Genomic DNA, 17,415 nt, shown 5'->3' on the forward strand with positions numbered 1-17,415 from the left:
CACATTGGATCTGTGTCCAAACACAGACTCCGTCAGAACAGATCGATCGGTGCCGCCTCATCCGCCGGCAGCGGGCTGCCCGGTGCCACGCCATTGCCCAGTTCGTTGATCGACGGCGGCGTGTCTTCGCTCTTGAACAGCTCGAAGTACGCATTCGGCGTGCTCGGCGATGCCGCACGGCCACTGACCGGGTCGATCCGCAGGCTGAGGATGCCTTCCGGTTCTGGCTGGGTATGCAGCGGCTTGTCCTTCAGGGCCGCGCCCATGTAGCTCATCCAGATCGGCAGCGCGACGGTGCCGCCGAACTCGCGGCGGCCGAGGCTTTCCGGCTGGTCGTAGCCGGTCCACACGGTGGTCACGTAGTCGGCGTTGTAGCCGGAGAACCAGGCGTCCTTGGATTCGTTGGTGGTACCGGTCTTGCCCGCGATGTCCGCGCGGCCCAGGGCCAGTGCGCGGCGGCCGGTACCTTTCTTGATCACGTCTTCCAGGATGCTGTTGAGGATGTAGGTGGTGCGGCCATCCACCACGCGCTCGGCCACCGCCGGCGCTTGCGGTTCAGGTGCGGCCGCCGGGTTTGCCGCGGGCGTGGCGCCTGGGGTCGGCTCGATGGTGATACCGCCGTTGCTCGGTGCGGCCAGGCCATCGCTGGCTACCACGCCGTTGACCACATCCCCTGGCACCCGTGGCGGGTTGGCGGTGAAGAGGGTGTCGCCATTGCGGCTTTCAATCTTGTCGATCAGGTACGGCGTGATCTTGTAACCGCCGTTGGCAAACGTGCTCCAGCCGGTGGCGATTTCCATCGGCGTGAGGGTCGCCGTCCCCAGGGCCAGGGACAGGTTCGGCGGCAGGTCCGACTTGTTGAAGCCAAAGCGCGTGATGTAGTCGATGGTCTTGCTCACGCCCATCGCCTGCAGCAAGCGGATCGACACCAGGTTGCGCGACTTGTACAGCGCCTCGCGGATGCGGATCGGGCCGAGGAAGGTATTGGTGTCGTTCTTCGGGCGCCAGACCTTGTCCAGGTACTCGTCGACAAACACGATCGGGGCATCGTTGACCAGGCTGGCGGCCGTGTAGCCATTGTCCAGGGCGGCACTGTAGACGAACGGCTTGAAGCTCGAGCCCGGCTGGCGCTTGGCCTGGGTGGCACGGTTGTAGTTGCTCTGCTCGAACGCGAAGCCGCCGACCAGGGCGCGGATCGCACCGTTCTGTGGGTCGAGGGAAACCAGCGCGCCTTGGGCGACCGGCACCTGGCTGAATTTCAGGTTGTCGTCTTTCTGGCGTTGCACGCGTATCAAGTCGCCCACCTGCGCCACGTCCGACGGCTGCTTGGGCATCGGGCCCATGCTGTTGGTATTCAGGAATGGGCGCGCCCATTTCATGCTGTCCCACGCCACATGCGCTTCGCCGGTGCGGGTCAGTACCTGCACGCCGTCCTTCTTCACCTGGGTGACGATGGCCGGTTCGAGGCCGCTGATCGTGCGCTGCTTGCCGAGTTCGGTGGTCCAGGCGCTCAGGGTCTTGCCCGGCAGGCGTGATTCGGGGCCGCGGTAGCCGTGGCGCTGGTCGTAGGTGATCAGGCCTTCATGCACCGCGCTGTTGGCGATTTCCTGCAAGTTGCTCGGAACGGTCGTGGTTACGCGAAAGCCTTCGGTGTAAGCCTCGCTGCCATAACGGCCGACCATCTCGGCCCGCGCCATCTCCGCAATATACGGGGCGTTCACTTCCGGGGTCGGTACGTGGTAGCTGGCGTTCAACGGCTCGGCCACCGCGCTTTCATAGGCGCTCTGGTCGATTTTACCCAGCTTGTACATGCGCCCCAGAATCCAGTCGCGCCGCTCTTTGCTGCGCGCCGGGTTGGCCAGCGGGTTGAAGCGCGATGGCGCCTTGGGCAGGCCGGCAATCATGGCCATCTGCGCCAGGCTGGCATCACGAATCGACTTGCCATAGTAGACCTGGGACGCGGCTTCGATGCCGTAGGCGCGGTTGCCCAGGTAGATCTTGTTGACGTACAGCTCAAGGATCTCGTCCTTGGTCAACTGACGTTCGATCTGCAGTGCCAGCAGGATCTCGGTGGCTTTGCGCGAAAAGCTGCGCTCGCTGGTGAGGAAGAAGTTCTTCGCCACCTGCATGGTGATCGTGCTGCCGCCGGATTGAATGTGTCCGCTTTTTACCAATTGCGTGGCGGCCCGCACCAGGCTGCTGGGGTCGACGCCGTAGTGGTTGGCGAAATTATCGTCCTCGGCCGACAGCAGGGCGTTGATGAAATTGGGCGGAATATCCGCGAAACGGATCGGGGTGCGGCGCATTTCGCCGAACTCCGCGATCAGTTTTTCATCGCTGCTGTAGACCCGCAAAGGAATCTGCAACTGGATGCTTCTCAGGGCCTCTACGGAGGGCAAACCCGGACTAAGGTAGAGGTAGGCGCCGCTGAGGACGAGCAGCAGCCCGCAAACCATGGCGACAATGGAGTACCCGAAAAACTTCAGCAGACGAATCAAGGCTTTTGGATTTCCAGAGAAAAGAATGGGTTAGGCGCCGGGGCATGCATGGCAAACGATGAATCGCCCCGAGCTGCAGATAAAAAGCGGGAAAAAACGCTGGGCATTAAAGCATTTTTCAGCTTGGGGCGTCATTCGCGCCTCGCAAACAAGGCGACCGAATGCACGGTGCCCCGCGCCAATCAGGCGGTATGACAGGGAAAGTTTTAGGGAGTTTTATGAGAAAGGGATTTTTCAGGCAAAAAGTCGAGACCGTCCTGGGTGTCGACATTCAGGACACGGGCATCCGGCTGATCGAACTCGGCCGCTCGCCCACTGGCTACACCGTACAACGCTACGCCACGCAGACGCTACCGGCCCAAGCCGTGGTCGATAGCAGCATGCTCGACCTCGACGGCGTCGGGCAGGCGTTGTCCCAGGCGTTAGCCCGGTTGCGCACCTCGGCCCGGCAAGCGGCCGTGGCCGTGTCGGGCCCCTCGGTGATTACGCGGGTGATCGAGTTGGAGGCAGGGCTTAGTGAGGAAGAAATGACCTGGATGATCCAGATGGAGGCCGACCAGTACATCCCGTACCCGCTGGATGAGATGGCCCTGGATTTCCAGGTTCGCGGGCCATCGGCCCAGAACCTGGCGCGGGTTGATGTATTGCTCGCGGCGTGCCATAAGGCCCAGGTAGAGGCTCGGGTCGCGGTTTTGAGCCTGGCTGGGCTGGTGCCGACGGTGGTGGATGTGGAAGCATTTGCATTGGCGCGCGCTTGCAGTCAGGATTTCGCCAGCTTCACGCCGGGCCATCGAGTCGATGGCGCACAATGGGCCGTGGATGCCCACGGGATGGGAATTGCTTGCGGGTTGGCCCTGAGGAGTTTCGCTTGATGACACGAATCAACCTTTTGCCCTGGCGCCAGGCGCTGGCGGAACGGCGGCGCAAATTCTTCCTGGTGCTGCTGCTGGCGTTTGCCTGCGTGGCGCTCGCTGCAGTGTGGCTGGCCGATCAGGTGATCGACCAGGCGATCAATCGACAAGTGACGCGCAATAGCCACTTGGACAACGACGTTGCCGTCCTCGACTCGCGCATCAAGACCATCGATGACCTGCAGGAACAAAGCCAGCAATTGGCGGAGCGCATGAAGGTCGTGCAAGACTTGAACGAAGCCCGCTCGGCCGGTGCCCAGCTCTTGGATCAGTTGGCTCGCGCGGTGCCTGACGGGGTGCATTTGCACGAGGTTGTGGCGAAGGGCGATACGGTCAGCATCCGAGGCAGCGCTGACTCCAGCCAGGACATCGCCCAACTGATGCGCCGCCTGCAAGCGTCCGAAGGCGCCCACGCCACTCGGCTGCAACATGTGCGGATGGAAGATGGCCAGGGCAGCAACGAGTTTCAATTGATGGTGCGCCAGGGAGAGTCCGTCGAGGCCCAGCCGTGAGCCTGCCCAGGCTCGACTTTTCCGCTCTCACCCATAACGCTGCGAACTGGCCCTTGCCCGCCAAGGCCCTGCTCGGCTGCGCGCTCGCCGGCCTGGTGCTGTGGGTGGGCGATGGGATGTACCTGAGCCCATCGCGGGAGCGGCTGGAGGGGATCGAGGCGCAGGGCGCCGTTTTGCAGCGCCAAGTGGCCGAAAAGGCTGGCCTTGCTGCCAGCCTTGAGGCGCGCAGCCTGCAGTTTCAGGCGATGCAGGCGAGCTTTTCCGGGCTGATGCAGCAGTTGCCTGGCGCGGCCGAGGTGCCCGCTTTGCTCGAAGATATTGCCCGGCTGGGCGCGGCCAATGCGGTGCTCGTCGACGATATCGTGCTGTTGGATGAGCAGCCCCGGCCACTCTATATCGAGCAGCCGTTACGCCTGCGCGTCACCGGGGCTTATCACGACCTGGCGATGTTTGTGAGCGCCTTGGGCGGCTTGCCGCGCATCGTCACGGTGCATGATGTCGCGCTGCGAGTTGATGGGGCGGCATTGCGCCTGGAGTTGCTGGCCAAGACGTATCGCAATCCATCGCCGGGCGCTCAGCCGGGCCAGGCCGCCGAGCCGGGGCCGCGCTTTGTCTATGACGCGCTTGCCTTGCGCAATCCGTTCCAGCCACGCGCCTTGCAGGTCGATCACGTGCCTGGCCGGCCCGCGCTCGCGCCGGACCTCGGCCGCGCCCGTGGGGTCCTGGAAGGTATCGCTGTCGACCAGTTCGAAATGGTCGGCACGCTGTCCCGAGGCATGCAGACCTTCGCCCTGCTACGTGCCGCGACCACCGTCCACAGGCTGGCGGTCGGCGATTACCTTGGGCCGGACCACGGTCGGGTCACGGCCATTGATGAAGGCCATGTCGAATTGGTCGAGTTGTTTCCCGATGAACAGGGCGCATGGCTGGAGCGCCCGCGAACCCTCGTGCTAAACGTCAACTCATAACGGAATCAAACAATGAAAAGGACTTTCTCGTCCTTCGGTGTGGCGCTATGGATAGCGTTCACGGCACCGATGGCTGCTGCTGTGCCCAATCGTGTGGATCTGATCCAACTGCCGCCCCCCGGCAGCGCGGCATCAGGCACCTATACCGGCGACAAGCTGAACCTCAACTTCCAGAACATCGAGCTGCGCGCTGTATTGCAGCAGATTGCCGATGTGGCGGGCCTGAACCTGGTCGCCAGCGACGATGTGCAGGGTTCGATCACCCTGCGGCTCAAGGGCGTGCCTTGGGATCAGGCGCTGGACCTGGTGTTGCAAAGCAAGGGGCTGGACAAGCGGGTAAAGGCCGGCGTGCTGTTGGTGGCGCCCGCCGAAGAGTTGGCCGCGCGCGAACTGCTGACGCTGGAGGCGCGCAAGCAGATGGCCGAACTGGCGCCATTGCGTCGCGAGCTGCTGCAGGTCAATTACGCCAAGGCTGCGGACCTGGCCAAGTTGTTCCAGTCGGTGACGGGCCTTGAAGGCACCACCGATGAGCGTGGGTCGGTGGCGGTGGATGACCGCACCAATAACATCATTGCCTACCAGACCGGCGAGCGCCTGGAAGAGCTGCGACGCATCGTGGCGCAGTTGGACATTCCGGTGCGCCAGGTGATGATCGAAGCGCGGATTGTCGAGGCCAATGTCGACTACGACAAAAGCCTGGGCGTGCGCTGGGGAGGGCAGGTCAATCGCGGTAACTGGGGCGCCGGTGGTGTCCAGCAACCCCCGGCGCCAGGGACGGAGCCTGTGGACAATCCGCCCAGTGCGCCCTTCGTCGACTTGGGCGCGCTCACCGGCACTTCCGGCCTGGGTATCGCGTTTATCACCGACAACCTGCTGCTGGACCTGGAACTGACCGCCATGGAAAAAACCGGCAACGGCGAGATCGTCTCGCAGCCCAAGGTGGTCACGTCCGACAAGGAAACTGCACGCATCCTCAAGGGCACCGAGATTCCCTACCAGGAGTCCAGCTCCAGCGGTGCAACCTCGGTGTCGTTCAAGGAGGCGTCGCTGTCCCTGGAAGTCACCCCGCAAATCACGCCTGACGACCGCGTGATCATGGCGGTGAAAGTCACCAAGGATGAGCCGGATTATCTGAACAAACTCAACGACGTACCGCCGATCAAGAAAAACGAGGTCAACGCCAAGGTGCTGGTCAGGGACGGCGAGACCATCGTCATTGGCGGAGTTTTCTCCAATACCCAAAGCAAAGTGGTAGATAAAGTGCCATTTTTGGGCGATGTGCCGTATCTTGGCCGCCTTTTCCGGCGCGATGTGCTGGCGGAGAAAAAATCCGAGCTGCTGGTATTCCTGACTCCACGTATTATGAATAACCAGGCGATTGCTGTGAGTCATTGATTCTGTGCGAAATTTGATTCTTGTAGGACCGATGGGCGCTGGAAAAAGCACCATCGGCCGTTTGCTGGCCAAAGAGCTGCGCCTGCCATTCAAAGACTCCGATAAGGAAATTGAATTGCGCACGGGCGCCAATATCCCGTGGATCTTCGATAAGGAAGGCGAGCTGGGCTTTCGTGACCGTGAGCAGGCGATGATTGCCGAGCTGTGCGGCTGCGACGGCGTGGTCTTGGCGACCGGCGGCGGTGCCGTGATGCGCGAGGAGAACCGCCGGGCACTGCATGCCGGTGGTCGGGTGGTCTATTTGCATGCCTCGGTCGAGCAGCAGGTAGGGCGCACCGCGCGCGATCGCAATCGCCCACTGCTGCGCACCGCCGACCCGGCGAAAACCCTGCGGGATCTGCTGGCGCTGCGCGATCCGCTGTATCGGGAAATCGCCGATCTGGTGGTGGAAACCGATGAGCGGCCACCTCGGATGGTGGTGCTCGACATTCTTGAGCGCCTGCAACGGCTGCCACCCCGTTAAAGCCAGGCCCGAAATGCGCTATTCTCGGCGGCGCGTTATTACCCTGTGGGGTGTGGCGTAGAGCCATCAGGCGACGTCGGATCGCGACATTGCCGGTCGTTAATACATCTTCAACGCGGGGACACATGCAGACACTTAAGGTTGATCTAGGCGAGCGCAGCTATCCGATCCATATTGGCGAAGGTCTGCTGGACCAACCCGAGTTGCTCGCACCGCATATTGCCGGTCGGCAAGTGGCGATCATCTCCAATGAAACGGTCGCGCCGCTGTATCTTGAGCGTCTGAGCCGTAGCCTGGCGGCGTATTCGGTGATCTCCGTGGTGCTGCCCGACGGCGAAGCCCATAAGAACTGGGAAACCCTGCAACTGATTTTCGATGGCCTGCTGGCCGCACGCCATGATCGGCGCACCACCGTGGTCGCCCTCGGTGGCGGCGTGATTGGTGACATGGCCGGTTTTGCAGCCGCCTGTTACCAGCGCGGCGTGGATTTCATCCAGGTGCCGACCACCCTGCTGTCCCAGGTCGATTCGTCGGTGGGTGGCAAGACCGGCATCAACCATCCGCTGGGCAAAAACATGGTGGGCGCGTTCTATCAGCCCCAGGCCGTGCTGATCGACACCGCGACCCTCAACACCCTGCCACCGCGCGAACTGTCGGCGGGCTTGGCGGAAGTCATCAAGTACGGGCTGATCTGTGACGAACCGTTCCTGACCTGGCTGGAAGAACATGTCGACGCCCTGCGCGCGCTCGACCAGGTGGCGCTGACCGAGGCGATCTCGCGTTCCTGCGCCGCCAAGGCGCTGGTGGTGAATGCCGACGAACGGGAGTCCGGCGTTCGGGCCACCCTGAACCTGGGCCACACCTTCGGCCATGCGATCGAAACGCACATGGGCTATGGTGTGTGGTTGCATGGGGAAGCCGTAGCGGCTGGCACAGTGATGGCATTGGAGATGTCGCAACGCCTGGGCTGGATCAGCGCCCAGGAGCGGGATCGTGGCATCCGCCTGTTCCTGCGCGCAGGATTGCCGGTGATCCCGCCTCAGGAGATGACCGAGGCGGATTTCCTCGAACATATGGCGATAGACAAGAAAGTGATCGACGGTCGACTGCGACTGGTGCTCCTGCGTCGCATAGGCGAAGCGGTAGTGACCGACGATTATCCGAAAGAGATTTTACAGGCCACGCTGGGAGCGGATTACCGCGCCCTGGCCCAGCTTAAAGGTTAATAAGAGCCCGATGACTAGTTTGCATGCCGACGAGGCGTTCCTCGGCCATTACCAGTTAAGCCACGACCCTTTTGCTCCACGGGTACCTGGTTTCAAATTTTTCCCTGCGCAGCGCAAACCGGTGCTCGGGCAATTGCATCATCTCGCGCGCTACAGCCAGCTGTTGCTGGTCGTCACCGGCCCGTTGGGCAGTGGCAAGACCCTGTTGCGCCAGGCGCTGGTCGCCAGCACCAACAAGCAATCGGTCCAAAGCGTGGTGGTGTCGGCCCGTGGCGCCGGTGATGCGGCGGGTGTGCTGCGCCAGGTGGCCCAGGCCCTGAATGTTTCCAGCGCCGAGCCGAATGCGATCCTCAAGCAAGTGGTGCAACTGGGCCTGACCGGCCAAGAAGTCTACCTGCTGGTGGATGACGCCGAGCAGCTTGACGAATCTGCCCTCGAAGCGCTGCTGGCGCTGGCGGCGGGCACGCCCGAAGGTCGCCCCCATGTGTTCCTGTTCGGTGAATCGTCCCTGATCGCCGCTCTGGAGCAGATCAGCGGCGAGCAGGAGCTGTTCCACGTCATCGAATTGCAGCCGTATGAAGAGGAAGAAACCCGCGAATACCTGGCGCAACGTCTCGAAGGCGCCGGGCAGGGCATCGAACTTTTTTCCGCTCAGCAGATCTCTGATATTCACGAAAGCTCCGACGGCTGGCCTGGCACCATCAATCAGGTCGCCCGGGATGCCATGATCGAAGCCATGATTGCCAGCCGCTCTGCGGTTAAGCGTCCAAAGATGGGGTTCACTATGCCTAAGAAGCACGTATTGGCTATTTCCGCCGTTGTCGTGGTCGCTGTCGCCGCTGCCTGGTTGATCCCGGGTCGCAGCAAGGCACCGACCACTGCTGGCGCGCCAACCGAACAGGCGCAGTTGCCACTGGGTAAACCGACGCCAAATGTCGAGTTCGCCAACTCCGGCCAACCGACCAGCCTGCCGATGGTCGGCCAGCCTGTCATGCGTGGCCCGCTCGCCGAAGCGGCCGGCGGTATCTCCGAAGGCGACGACGGCGTGCCGGTGGAAGGCTCCAGCGCCGTACCGCCGACCGTGACCACCACCGCGCCACCTGCGGGCGTCCCCGCCGGTCAACCGGCGGCAAAACCAACGCCTGCGCCTACGGTCGCGACTGCCAAGCCGGCGCCCGTCACCAAACCGGTCGCACCAGCGCCAGCACCTGCCGCCAAGCCAGCACCGGCGCCCGTCACCAAGCCGGTTGAAAAACCCGTGACCGTTGCCAAGGCCGGCGCCACCGGCAGCAGTTGGTACACCGGCCAGCCTAGCGGTAACTTCGTGGTGCAGATCCTCGGCACCAGCTCCGAAGCCAACGCTCAAGCCTTCGTCAAAGAGCAGGGCGGCGAGTACCGTTATTTCAAGAAAGTGCTCAACGGCAAGCCGCTTTACGTGATCACTTACGGCAGCTTCTCAAGCCGTGCTGCCGCCGATACCGCTATCAAAGCCTTGCCAGCGAAGGTTCAGGCTGGTAAACCTTGGCCTCGCACTGTTGCCAGCGTTCAACAAGAACTGGCAGCAACTCGCTGAAGATCCGGCGGCCTTACCCAGGCCGCCCTCCCGGCACCTCAAAAAAACCGCAAGTGCGTGCAGCCTTCAAGGCCGCGCGCGTTGTGGTGTCTGCGTCACAGTGGCTTTTGAGTCGTAGCGGTCAAAATTAAAAAAGTTTTGACTAGCACAGCATATCGCTTTAAACCTTTCATAAATGCGACATAGATTTGCGACATCTCGTCGCTAAATTTGTGAGCGTCTGTGTCGGTGTGTACAATGACCTCCCTTTTGCCCCTGCAAAGCCGACGAACGTTCGGCGTGGAAGGTAACTGGTTGAATTGAAAAGAAATTTGCCTCGATATAAGAGGCAGCCTGGTGAGAAAGCGTCTATGAAAGCAGGTCTGTACCAACCCGATGAATTCAAGGATAACTGCGGTTTCGGCCTGATTGCCCATATGCAGGGCGAGCCCAGTCATACCCTTTTGCAAACGGCCATCGAGGCCCTGACCTGCATGACCCACCGTGGTGGGATCAACGCCGACGGCAAGACCGGTGACGGGTGTGGCTTGCTCATTCAAAAGCCCGACCTGTTCCTGCGCGCTGTCGCCAAAGAACATTTCGCGGCCGACCTGCCCAAGCAGTACGCGGTGGGCATGGTGTTCTTCAACCAGGACCCGGTCAAAGCCGAAGCCGCTCGCGAGAACATGAACCGCGAAATCCTCGCGGCCGGCCTGCAACTCGTCGGCTGGCGCAAAGTGCCGATCGACACCAGCGTGCTCGGCCGCCTGGCCTTGGAGCGCCTGCCGCAGATCGAACAAGTGTTCATCGCGGGCGACGGCCTGAGCGACCAGGACATGGCGATCAAGCTGTTCACATCGCGTCGTCGCTCGTCCGTGTCCAATGCCGCTGACACCGACCACTACATCTGCAGCTTTTCGCACAAGACCATCATTTATAAAGGCCTGATGATGCCGGCGGACTTGACCGCCTTCTATCCGGACCTGAGCGATGAGCGCCTGCAAACCGCAATCTGCGTGTTCCACCAGCGCTTCTCCACCAACACCTTGCCGAAATGGCCGCTGGCCCAGCCATTCCGCTTCCTCGCCCACAACGGCGAGATCAACACCATCACCGGCAACCGCAACTGGGCTGTGGCCCGTCGCACCAAGTTCGCCAACGATTTGATGGACCTGGAAGAACTCGGCCCGCTGGTCAACCGCGTCGGCTCCGACTCCTCCAGCATGGACAACATGCTCGAACTGATGGTCACCGGCGGCATCGACCTGTTCCGTGGCGTGCGCATGATCATTCCGCCTGCGTGGCAGAACGTCGAGACCATGGACCCCGATCTGCGGGCGTTCTATGAGTACAACTCGATGCACATGGAACCGTGGGACGGCCCGGCCGGCGTGGTCATGACCGACGGCCGCTACGCGGTGTGCCTGCTCGACCGTAACGGCCTGCGCCCGGCGCGTTGGGTGACCACCACCAACGGTTTCATCACCCTGGCGTCGGAAATCGGCGTATGGAACTACCAGCCGCAAGACGTGATCGCCAAAGGCCGCGTCGGCCCTGGGCAGATCCTTGCCGTTGACACCGAAACCGGGCAGATCCTCGACACCGATGCGATCGACAACCGCTTGAAGTCGCGTCATCCGTACAAGCAATGGCTGCGCAAGAACGCCCTGCGCATCCAGGCAACCATGGAAGACAACGACCACGGTTCGGCGTTCTACGACATCGACCAGCTCAAGCAGTACATGAAGATGTACCAGGTCACGTTCGAAGAACGCGACCAGGTGCTGCGTCCGCTCGGCGAGCAAGGCTACGAGGCGGTCGGCTCGATGGGCGACGACACGCCGATGGCCGTGCTGTCCCAGCGCGTGCGCACGCCATACGACTACTTCCGCCAGCAGTTCGCCCAGGTGACCAACCCACCGATCGACCCGCTGCGTGAAGCCATCGTGATGTCCCTGGAAGTGTGCCTCGGTGCCGAGCGCAACATCTTCCAGGAATCGCCTGAGCACGCCTCCCGCGTGATCCTCAGCTCGCCGGTCATTTCCCCGGCCAAGTGGCGCTCGCTGATGACCCTGGAGCGCCCAGGCTTCGACCGTCAGATCATCGACCTGAACTACGACGAGAGCCTCGGCCTTGAAGCCGCGGTGCGCAATGTCGCGGACCAGGCCGAAGAAGCCGTGCGCGCCGGGCGTACCCAGATCGTGCTGACCGACCGTCACATTGCACCGGGCAAGCTGCCGATCCACGCCTCCCTGGCCACCGGCGCGGTCCATCACCGCCTGACCGAAAAAGGCCTGCGCTGCGACTCCAACATCCTCGTGGAAACCGCCACCGCCCGCGACCCGCACCATTTCGCGGTGCTGATCGGTTTCGGCGCCTCGGCGGTGTACCCGTTCCTCGCCTACGAAGTGCTCGGTGATCTGATCCGTACCGGCGAAGTCCTGGGCGACCTCTACGAGGTGTTCAAGAACTACCGCAAAGGCATCACCAAGGGCCTGCTGAAGATCCTGTCGAAGATGGGCATCTCCACCGTCACCTCCTACCGTGGCGCGCAGTTGTTCGAGGCCATCGGTCTGTCGGAAGAAGTCTGCGACCTGAGCTTCCGTGGCGTGCCGAGCCGCATCAAGGGTGCGCGTTTCGTCGACATCGAAGCCGAACAGAAAGCCCTGGCGGCCGAAGCCTGGAGTGCGCGCAAGCCGATCCAGCAAGGCGGCCTGCTCAAGTTCGTACACGGTGGCGAATATCACGCCTACAACCCGGACGTGGTCAGCACCCTGCAAGCCGCCGTGCAGCAGGGCGACTACGCCAAGTTCAAGGAATATACCGCGCTGGTGGATAACCGCCCGGTGTCGATGATCCGCGACATGTTCAAGGTGAAAACCCTGGATACGCCGCTGGACATCAGCGAAATCGAACCGCTGGAATCGGTCCTCAAGCGCTTTGACTCCGCCGGTATTTCCCTGGGCGCCTTGTCGCCCGAGGCCCACGAAGCCCTGGCCGAAGCCATGAACCGCCTGGGTGCGCGTTCCAACTCCGGCGAAGGCGGTGAAGACCCGGCGCGCTACGGCACGATCAAGAGCTCGAAAATCAAGCAAGTGGCGACTGGCCGTTTCGGTGTAACCCCCGAATACCTGGTCAACGCCGAAGTGCTGCAGATCAAAGTCGCCCAGGGTGCCAAGCCCGGTGAGGGCGGCCAACTGCCGGGCGGCAAGGTCAACGGTCTGATCGCCAAGCTGCGTTATGCGGTGCCGGGCGTGACCCTGATTTCGCCGCCGCCGCACCACGACATCTACTCGATCGAAGACTTGTCGCAGCTGATTTTCGACCTTAAACAAGTCAACCCGCAGGCCCTGGTCTCGGTGAAATTGGTCGCGGAAGCCGGCGTGGGCACCATCGCCGCCGGTGTGGCCAAGGCCTATGCCGACCTGATCACCATCTCCGGCTACGACGGCGGCACCGGCGCTTCGCCGCTGACCTCGATCAAGTACGCCGGCGCACCGTGGGAGCTGGGCCTCGCCGAAACGCACCAGACCCTGCGCGGCAACGACCTGCGCGGCAAAGTCCGCGTGCAGACCGACGGCGGCCTGAAAACCGGCCTCGACGTGATCAAGGCCGCCATCCTCGGCGCCGAAAGTTTCGGCTTCGGCACTGCGCCGATGATCGCCCTGGGCTGCAAATACCTGCGCATCTGCCACCTGAACAACTGCGCCACCGGCGTCGCCACTCAGAACGAGAAGCTGCGCAAGGATCACTACATCGGCACCGTCGACATGGTGGTGAATTTCTTCACCTACGTCGCCGAAGAAACCCGTGAGTGGCTGGCCAAACTGGGCGTGCGCTCCCTCGAAGAGCTGATCGGCCGCACCGATCTGCTGGACATCCTCGAAGGCCAGACCGCCAAGCAACAACACCTGGACCTGACGCCGCTGTTGGGCAGCGATCACATCCCGGCAGACAAGCCACAATTCTGCCAGGTGGAGCGCAACCCACCGTTCGACAAAGGCCTGCTGGCCGAGAAGATGGTCGAGATGGCCACTTCGTCGATCAACGACGCCAGCGGCGGCGAATTCAGCATGGACATTTGCAACTGCGACCGCTCCATCGGCGCACGCATCTCCGGCGAAATCGCGCGCAAGCACGGCAACCAGGGCATGGCCAAGGCGCCGATCACCTTCCGCTTCACCGGCACCGCGGGCCAGAGCTTCGGCGTGTGGAACGCCGGCGGCCTGCACATGTACCTGGAAGGTGACGCCAACGACTACGTGGGCAAGGGCATGACCGGCGGCAAGCTGGTGATCGTTCCGCCTAAAGGCAGCGTCTACAAGACCCAGGACAGTGCCATCATCGGCAACACCTGCTTGTACGGCGCCACCGGCGGCAAGCTGTTCGCCGCCGGTACGGCCGGTGAGCGTTTCGCCGTGCGTAACTCCGGTGCCCACACGGTGGTGGAAGGCACTGGCGATCACTGCTGCGAGTACATGACCGGGGGCTTTGTCGCGGTACTGGGCAAGACCGGTTACAACTTCGGTTCGGGCATGACCGGCGGTTTCGCCTACGTGCTGGACCAGGACAACTCCTTCGTCGATCGGGTCAACCACGAGTTGGTCGAGATCCAGCGGATCAGCGGCGAAGCGATGGAATCCCACCGTAACCACTTGCAGCACGTGCTGGACGAGTACGTCGAGGAAACCGGCAGCGAATGGGGTCGTAACCTCGCTGAGAACCTTGATGATTACCTGCGTCGTTTCTGGCTGGTCAAGCCCAAGGCTGCCAACCTGAAATCGTTGCTTTCCAGCATCCGTGCCAACCCGCAGTGATATGCGCCTGAAGAGTTTGATGAGGTTTTAACATGGCTGAACGTCTGAATAACGACTTCCAGTTCATCGATGTCGGGCGCAAAGATCCGAAGAAGAAACTGTTGCGTCAACGCAAGAAAGAGTTCGTGGAAATCTACGAACCCTTCAAACCCCAGCACTCGGCCGACCAGGCCCACCGCTGCCTGGGGTGCGGTAACCCGTATTGCGAATGGAAGTGCCCGGTGCACAACTTCATTCCCAACTGGCTGAAACTGGTGGCCGAGGGCAACATCCTCGCCGCCGCCGAGCTGTCGCACCAGACCAACACCCTGCCGGAAGTCTGCGGCCGGGTGTGCCCGCAGGACCGTCTGTGCGAGGGTGCTTGCACCCTCAACGACGGCTTCGGCGCGGTGACCATCGGTTCGGTGGAGAAGTACATCACCGACACCGCCTTCGCCATGGGCTGGCGCCCGGACATGTCCAAGGTCAAGCCGAACGGCAAGCGCGTCGCGATCATCGGCGCGGGCCCGGCGGGTCTGGGCTGTGCCGACGTGCTGGTGCGTGGCGGCGTGACCCCGGTGGTGTTCGACAAGAACCCGGAAATCGGCGGCCTACTGACCTTCGGTATCCCCGAGTTCAAGCTGGAAAAAACCGTCCTGAGCCACCGTCGCGAAGTGTTCACCGGCATGGGCATCGAGTTCCGCCTGAACACCGAAGTCGGCAAAGACGTGACCATGGAGCAACTGCTCGCCGAATACGATGCCGTATTCATGGGCATGGGCACCTACACCTATATGAAAGGCGGCTTTGCCGGTGAAGACCTGCCGGGCGTGCACGACGCGCTCGATTTCCTGATCGCCAACGTCAACCGCAACCTGGGCTTTGAAAAGTCGCCGGAAGACTTCGTCGACATGAAAGGCAAGAAGGTCGTGGTGCTGGGCGGTGGCGACACCGCGATGGACTGCAACCGCACCTCGATCCGCCAAGGCGCCAAGTCGGTGACCTGTGCGTATCGTCGTGACGAAGCGAACATGCCGGGCTCGCGCAAAGAGGTGAAGAACGCCAAGGAAGAAGGCGTGAAATTCCTCTACAACCGCCAGCCGATCGCGATTGTCGGTGAAGACCGGGTCGAAGGCGTGAAGGTGGTCGAGACCCGTCTCGGCGAACCGGACGCCCGTGGCCGTCGCAGCCCCGAGCCGATCCCGGGTTCCGAAGAGATCATCCCGGCCGACGCCGTGGTCATCGCGTTCGGCTTCCGCCCAAGCCCGGCGCCGTGGTTCGAGCAGTTCCAGATCCAGACCGACAGCCAGGGCCGCGTCGTCGCCCCGGAACAAGGCCAGTACAAGCACCAGACCAGCAACCCGAAAATCTTCGCCGGTGGCGACATGGTGCGCGGCTCCGACCTGGTAGTAACGGCGATCTTCGAAGGCCGCAATGCCGCCGAAGGGATCCTGGATTACCTGCAGGTCTAACCCATTTCATCTTTGAAATGTGGCCAAAATGTGGGAGGGGGCTTGCCCCCGATAGCGGTGTGAAGTGCGCCCCAAAAGTTGGACAGTGATTGTTAGGCTACAGCGGACCTGGCTCTGTACGCTACAGGGCTCAGTCCGCCAAGTTTCGTTTTGATTCGCTTATGGTTGTAGTAATGGATGTATTCAGCCAGTCCAGCCTGCAACTGAGCCACACTCTCGAAGCTTTCCCGGTAGTAAAACTCTGACTTCAACGTGCCGAAGAAGCTCTCCATTGTGGCGTTGTCATAGCAGTTTCCTCTGCGTGACATGCTCTGTTCCAACCCTGCTTTTTCTAGTCGATCCCGGTACTTCGGGTATCGATAGTGCCAACCTTGATCCGAGTGCAACATGGGCTTGACGCCCTCAGGCAAGCGCTCAAGAGCTTGTTCCAGCATGTCGCCCACCAGGGCATATTGGGGGCGCGTGGCGGTTTGATAGGCCACAATTTCTCCGTTGTACAAGTCTAAAACTGGAGACAGATATAGCTTTTCGCCTGCCACTTTGAACTCGGTGACATCCGTTACCCATTTCTGATTCGGTTGCTCAGCCTCGAACTGACGAGCCAGGATGTTAGGCGATACTTCTCCCATTGGTCCTCGATACGATCTGTATTTCTTCGGTCGCACCGTACATTTCAGACTCAACTCCCCCATCAGTCGCCGCACAGTTTTACTGTTGATCAACTGTCCGTCGCTCCGCAGAGCTAAAGTCATACGGCGATAGCCGAATCGCCCCTTATGCTCGTCTTGAAGGCTCTGGATAGAGGCTTTTAGCGAAACGAACCGGTCTGCTCCGTCCATCGCCTTGAGTTGGTAGTAGTACGTGCTGCGGGCGAGCCCAGCCAGCTTGAGCAAATGGTCCAAGGGGAAGCTGTGCCTCAACTCAGAGACTAATTGGGCTTTTTCTTCGCTTCTTTCTCGCGCCTCATCACTGCCTCGCCTAACTCCCCAAGCTTTTTTAGGTAGGCGTTCTCCATGCGCAAATACTGGAGTTCATCAAGTAAAGCCTTGTGAGCACGTTCTTGGTCGGTGAGTGGAATGGCCGTTTTTCGAGGTTTAGCAGGTAGCTTGGACATAGCGGTATTCGATCCTTTTTCCCCTGAGGCCAGGGCTTCAATACCGCCACTGTAATACTGCTGCTGCCATCTGCCCACTTGGGTAGAGTCACCCAGATTGAAGAGTGCCGCTGCGCGGCGAAAAGAAAGGGAGTCACGCCACATGCGTTGCAGAACGGAGAACTTGAACAAAGCACTGTAACGTCCACCGGTACTACTCAGACTGGCCTCACCGTGCAGCCGGTAAGCTTCCACCCAACGGCGAAGTAAAGTGGGGTCCATATGAAATCGAGCAGCAATATGGCGAAAGCCTCGGCCTCGTTCCAGGAAGGCGGTAATGGCGGAAAGCTTGAACTGCGTTGTGTACTTGCTCATGAAAAAGCCCCAGGAGTTGGATGGGTGTCCAACTTCTGGGGCGCACTTCAGTGGTTCAGTTAAAGATACTGAGACTGACACACTGCAATCGGGA

At 61.4% G+C, this 17,415-nt stretch carries 11 protein-coding genes and 1 pseudogene; 10 read left to right on the plus strand and 2 right to left on the minus strand.

Annotated features, from left to right (window positions below):
• Window positions 1–32: 32 nt before the first annotated feature.
• Complete coding sequence (locus ACS5Q8_RS02000; protein WP_426100467.1) at window positions 33–2,498, minus strand: penicillin-binding protein 1A; 2,466 nt, start codon at window positions 2,496–2,498, stop codon at window positions 33–35.
• Between the two features lie 48 nt (window positions 2,499–2,546).
• On the opposite strand from ACS5Q8_RS02000, the gene ACS5Q8_RS02005 reads away from it, so the two are divergent.
• From ACS5Q8_RS02005 to ACS5Q8_RS02050, 10 genes and pseudogenes are all read left to right on the plus strand, one after another.
• Entirely contained in the window at window positions 2,547–2,693 is a 147-nt protein-coding gene (locus ACS5Q8_RS02005; protein WP_276195944.1) for a hypothetical protein, read from the plus strand.
• A gap of 23 nt (window positions 2,694–2,716) precedes the next feature.
• Window positions 2,717–3,370 carry a type IV pilus biogenesis protein PilM gene (gene pilM, locus ACS5Q8_RS02010; RefSeq protein WP_276195945.1) on the plus strand — a complete coding sequence of 218 codons (654 nt, stop codon included), beginning with the start codon at window positions 2,717–2,719 and terminating at the stop codon, window positions 3,368–3,370.
• Window positions 3,370–3,921: a PilN domain-containing protein gene (locus tag ACS5Q8_RS02015; protein WP_276195946.1), complete on the plus strand. Its 552-nt coding sequence runs from the start codon at window positions 3,370–3,372 to the stop codon at window positions 3,919–3,921. Before pilM ends, ACS5Q8_RS02015 begins: the two co-directional genes overlap by 1 nt.
• Window positions 3,918–4,889: a pilus assembly protein PilP gene (locus ACS5Q8_RS02020; RefSeq protein ID WP_276195947.1), complete on the plus strand. Its 972-nt coding sequence runs from the start codon at window positions 3,918–3,920 to the stop codon at window positions 4,887–4,889. The genes ACS5Q8_RS02015 and ACS5Q8_RS02020 overlap by 4 nt, the downstream gene beginning before the upstream one ends.
• Window positions 4,890–5,030: 141 nt before the next feature.
• A pseudogene (locus ACS5Q8_RS02025) lies at window positions 5,031–6,284 on the plus strand (type IV pilus secretin PilQ); the annotation flags it as partial.
• A 4-nt stretch (window positions 6,285–6,288) separates the two neighbouring features.
• Window positions 6,289–6,807, plus strand: coding sequence for a shikimate kinase AroK (aroK, locus tag ACS5Q8_RS02030; RefSeq protein ID WP_024072964.1), 519 nt, complete (start codon window positions 6,289–6,291; stop codon window positions 6,805–6,807).
• A gap of 125 nt (window positions 6,808–6,932) precedes the next feature.
• A complete protein-coding gene (aroB, locus tag ACS5Q8_RS02035) occupies window positions 6,933–8,033 on the plus strand; it encodes a 3-dehydroquinate synthase (protein WP_276195948.1) in 1,101 nt (366 codons plus the stop codon).
• A 10-nt stretch (window positions 8,034–8,043) separates the two neighbouring features.
• Window positions 8,044–9,606, plus strand: coding sequence for an SPOR domain-containing protein (locus ACS5Q8_RS02040; RefSeq protein ID WP_276195949.1), 1,563 nt, complete (start codon window positions 8,044–8,046; stop codon window positions 9,604–9,606).
• A 350-nt stretch (window positions 9,607–9,956) separates the two neighbouring features.
• Entirely contained in the window at window positions 9,957–14,402 is a 4,446-nt protein-coding gene (gene gltB / locus ACS5Q8_RS02045; protein ID WP_276195950.1) for a glutamate synthase large subunit, read from the plus strand.
• 32 nt (window positions 14,403–14,434) lie between these two features.
• Window positions 14,435–15,853 (plus strand): FAD-dependent oxidoreductase, encoded by a 1,419-nt coding sequence (locus ACS5Q8_RS02050; RefSeq protein ID WP_426100465.1) that lies wholly within the window; start codon window positions 14,435–14,437, stop codon window positions 15,851–15,853.
• A 92-nt stretch (window positions 15,854–15,945) separates the two neighbouring features.
• On the opposite strand, the gene ACS5Q8_RS02055 is transcribed toward ACS5Q8_RS02050, so the two are convergent.
• Window positions 15,946–17,321 (minus strand): IS3 family transposase gene (locus ACS5Q8_RS02055; protein ID WP_465159541.1). Its coding sequence is split into 2 segments (ribosomal slippage): window positions 15,946–16,818 and window positions 16,821–17,321, totalling 1,374 coding nucleotides; the frame shifts between segments, so codons are not numbered across the junction.
• Window positions 17,322–17,415: the final 94 nt, after the last annotated feature.

The sequence above is a fragment of the Pseudomonas sp. PAMC25584 genome (assembly GCF_058135675.1).

What these genes read in the sequence shown, in the direction of transcription:
- ACS5Q8_RS02005 (WP_276195944.1), top strand. Translation starts at nt 2,547, where the DNA reads ATGGCAAACGATGAATCGCCCCGAGCTGCAGATAAAAAGCGGGAAAAA.
- pilM (WP_276195945.1), top strand. Translation starts at nt 2,717, where the DNA reads ATGAGAAAGGGATTTTTCAGGCAAAAAGTCGAGACCGTCCTGGGTGTC.
- ACS5Q8_RS02015 (WP_276195946.1), top strand. Translation starts at nt 3,370, where the DNA reads ATGACACGAATCAACCTTTTGCCCTGGCGCCAGGCGCTGGCGGAACGG.
- aroB (WP_276195948.1), top strand. Translation starts at nt 6,933, where the DNA reads ATGCAGACACTTAAGGTTGATCTAGGCGAGCGCAGCTATCCGATCCAT.
- ACS5Q8_RS02040 (WP_276195949.1), top strand. Translation starts at nt 8,044, where the DNA reads ATGACTAGTTTGCATGCCGACGAGGCGTTCCTCGGCCATTACCAGTTA.
- gltB (WP_276195950.1), top strand. Translation starts at nt 9,957, where the DNA reads ATGAAAGCAGGTCTGTACCAACCCGATGAATTCAAGGATAACTGCGGT.
- ACS5Q8_RS02050 (WP_426100465.1), top strand. Translation starts at nt 14,435, where the DNA reads ATGGCTGAACGTCTGAATAACGACTTCCAGTTCATCGATGTCGGGCGC.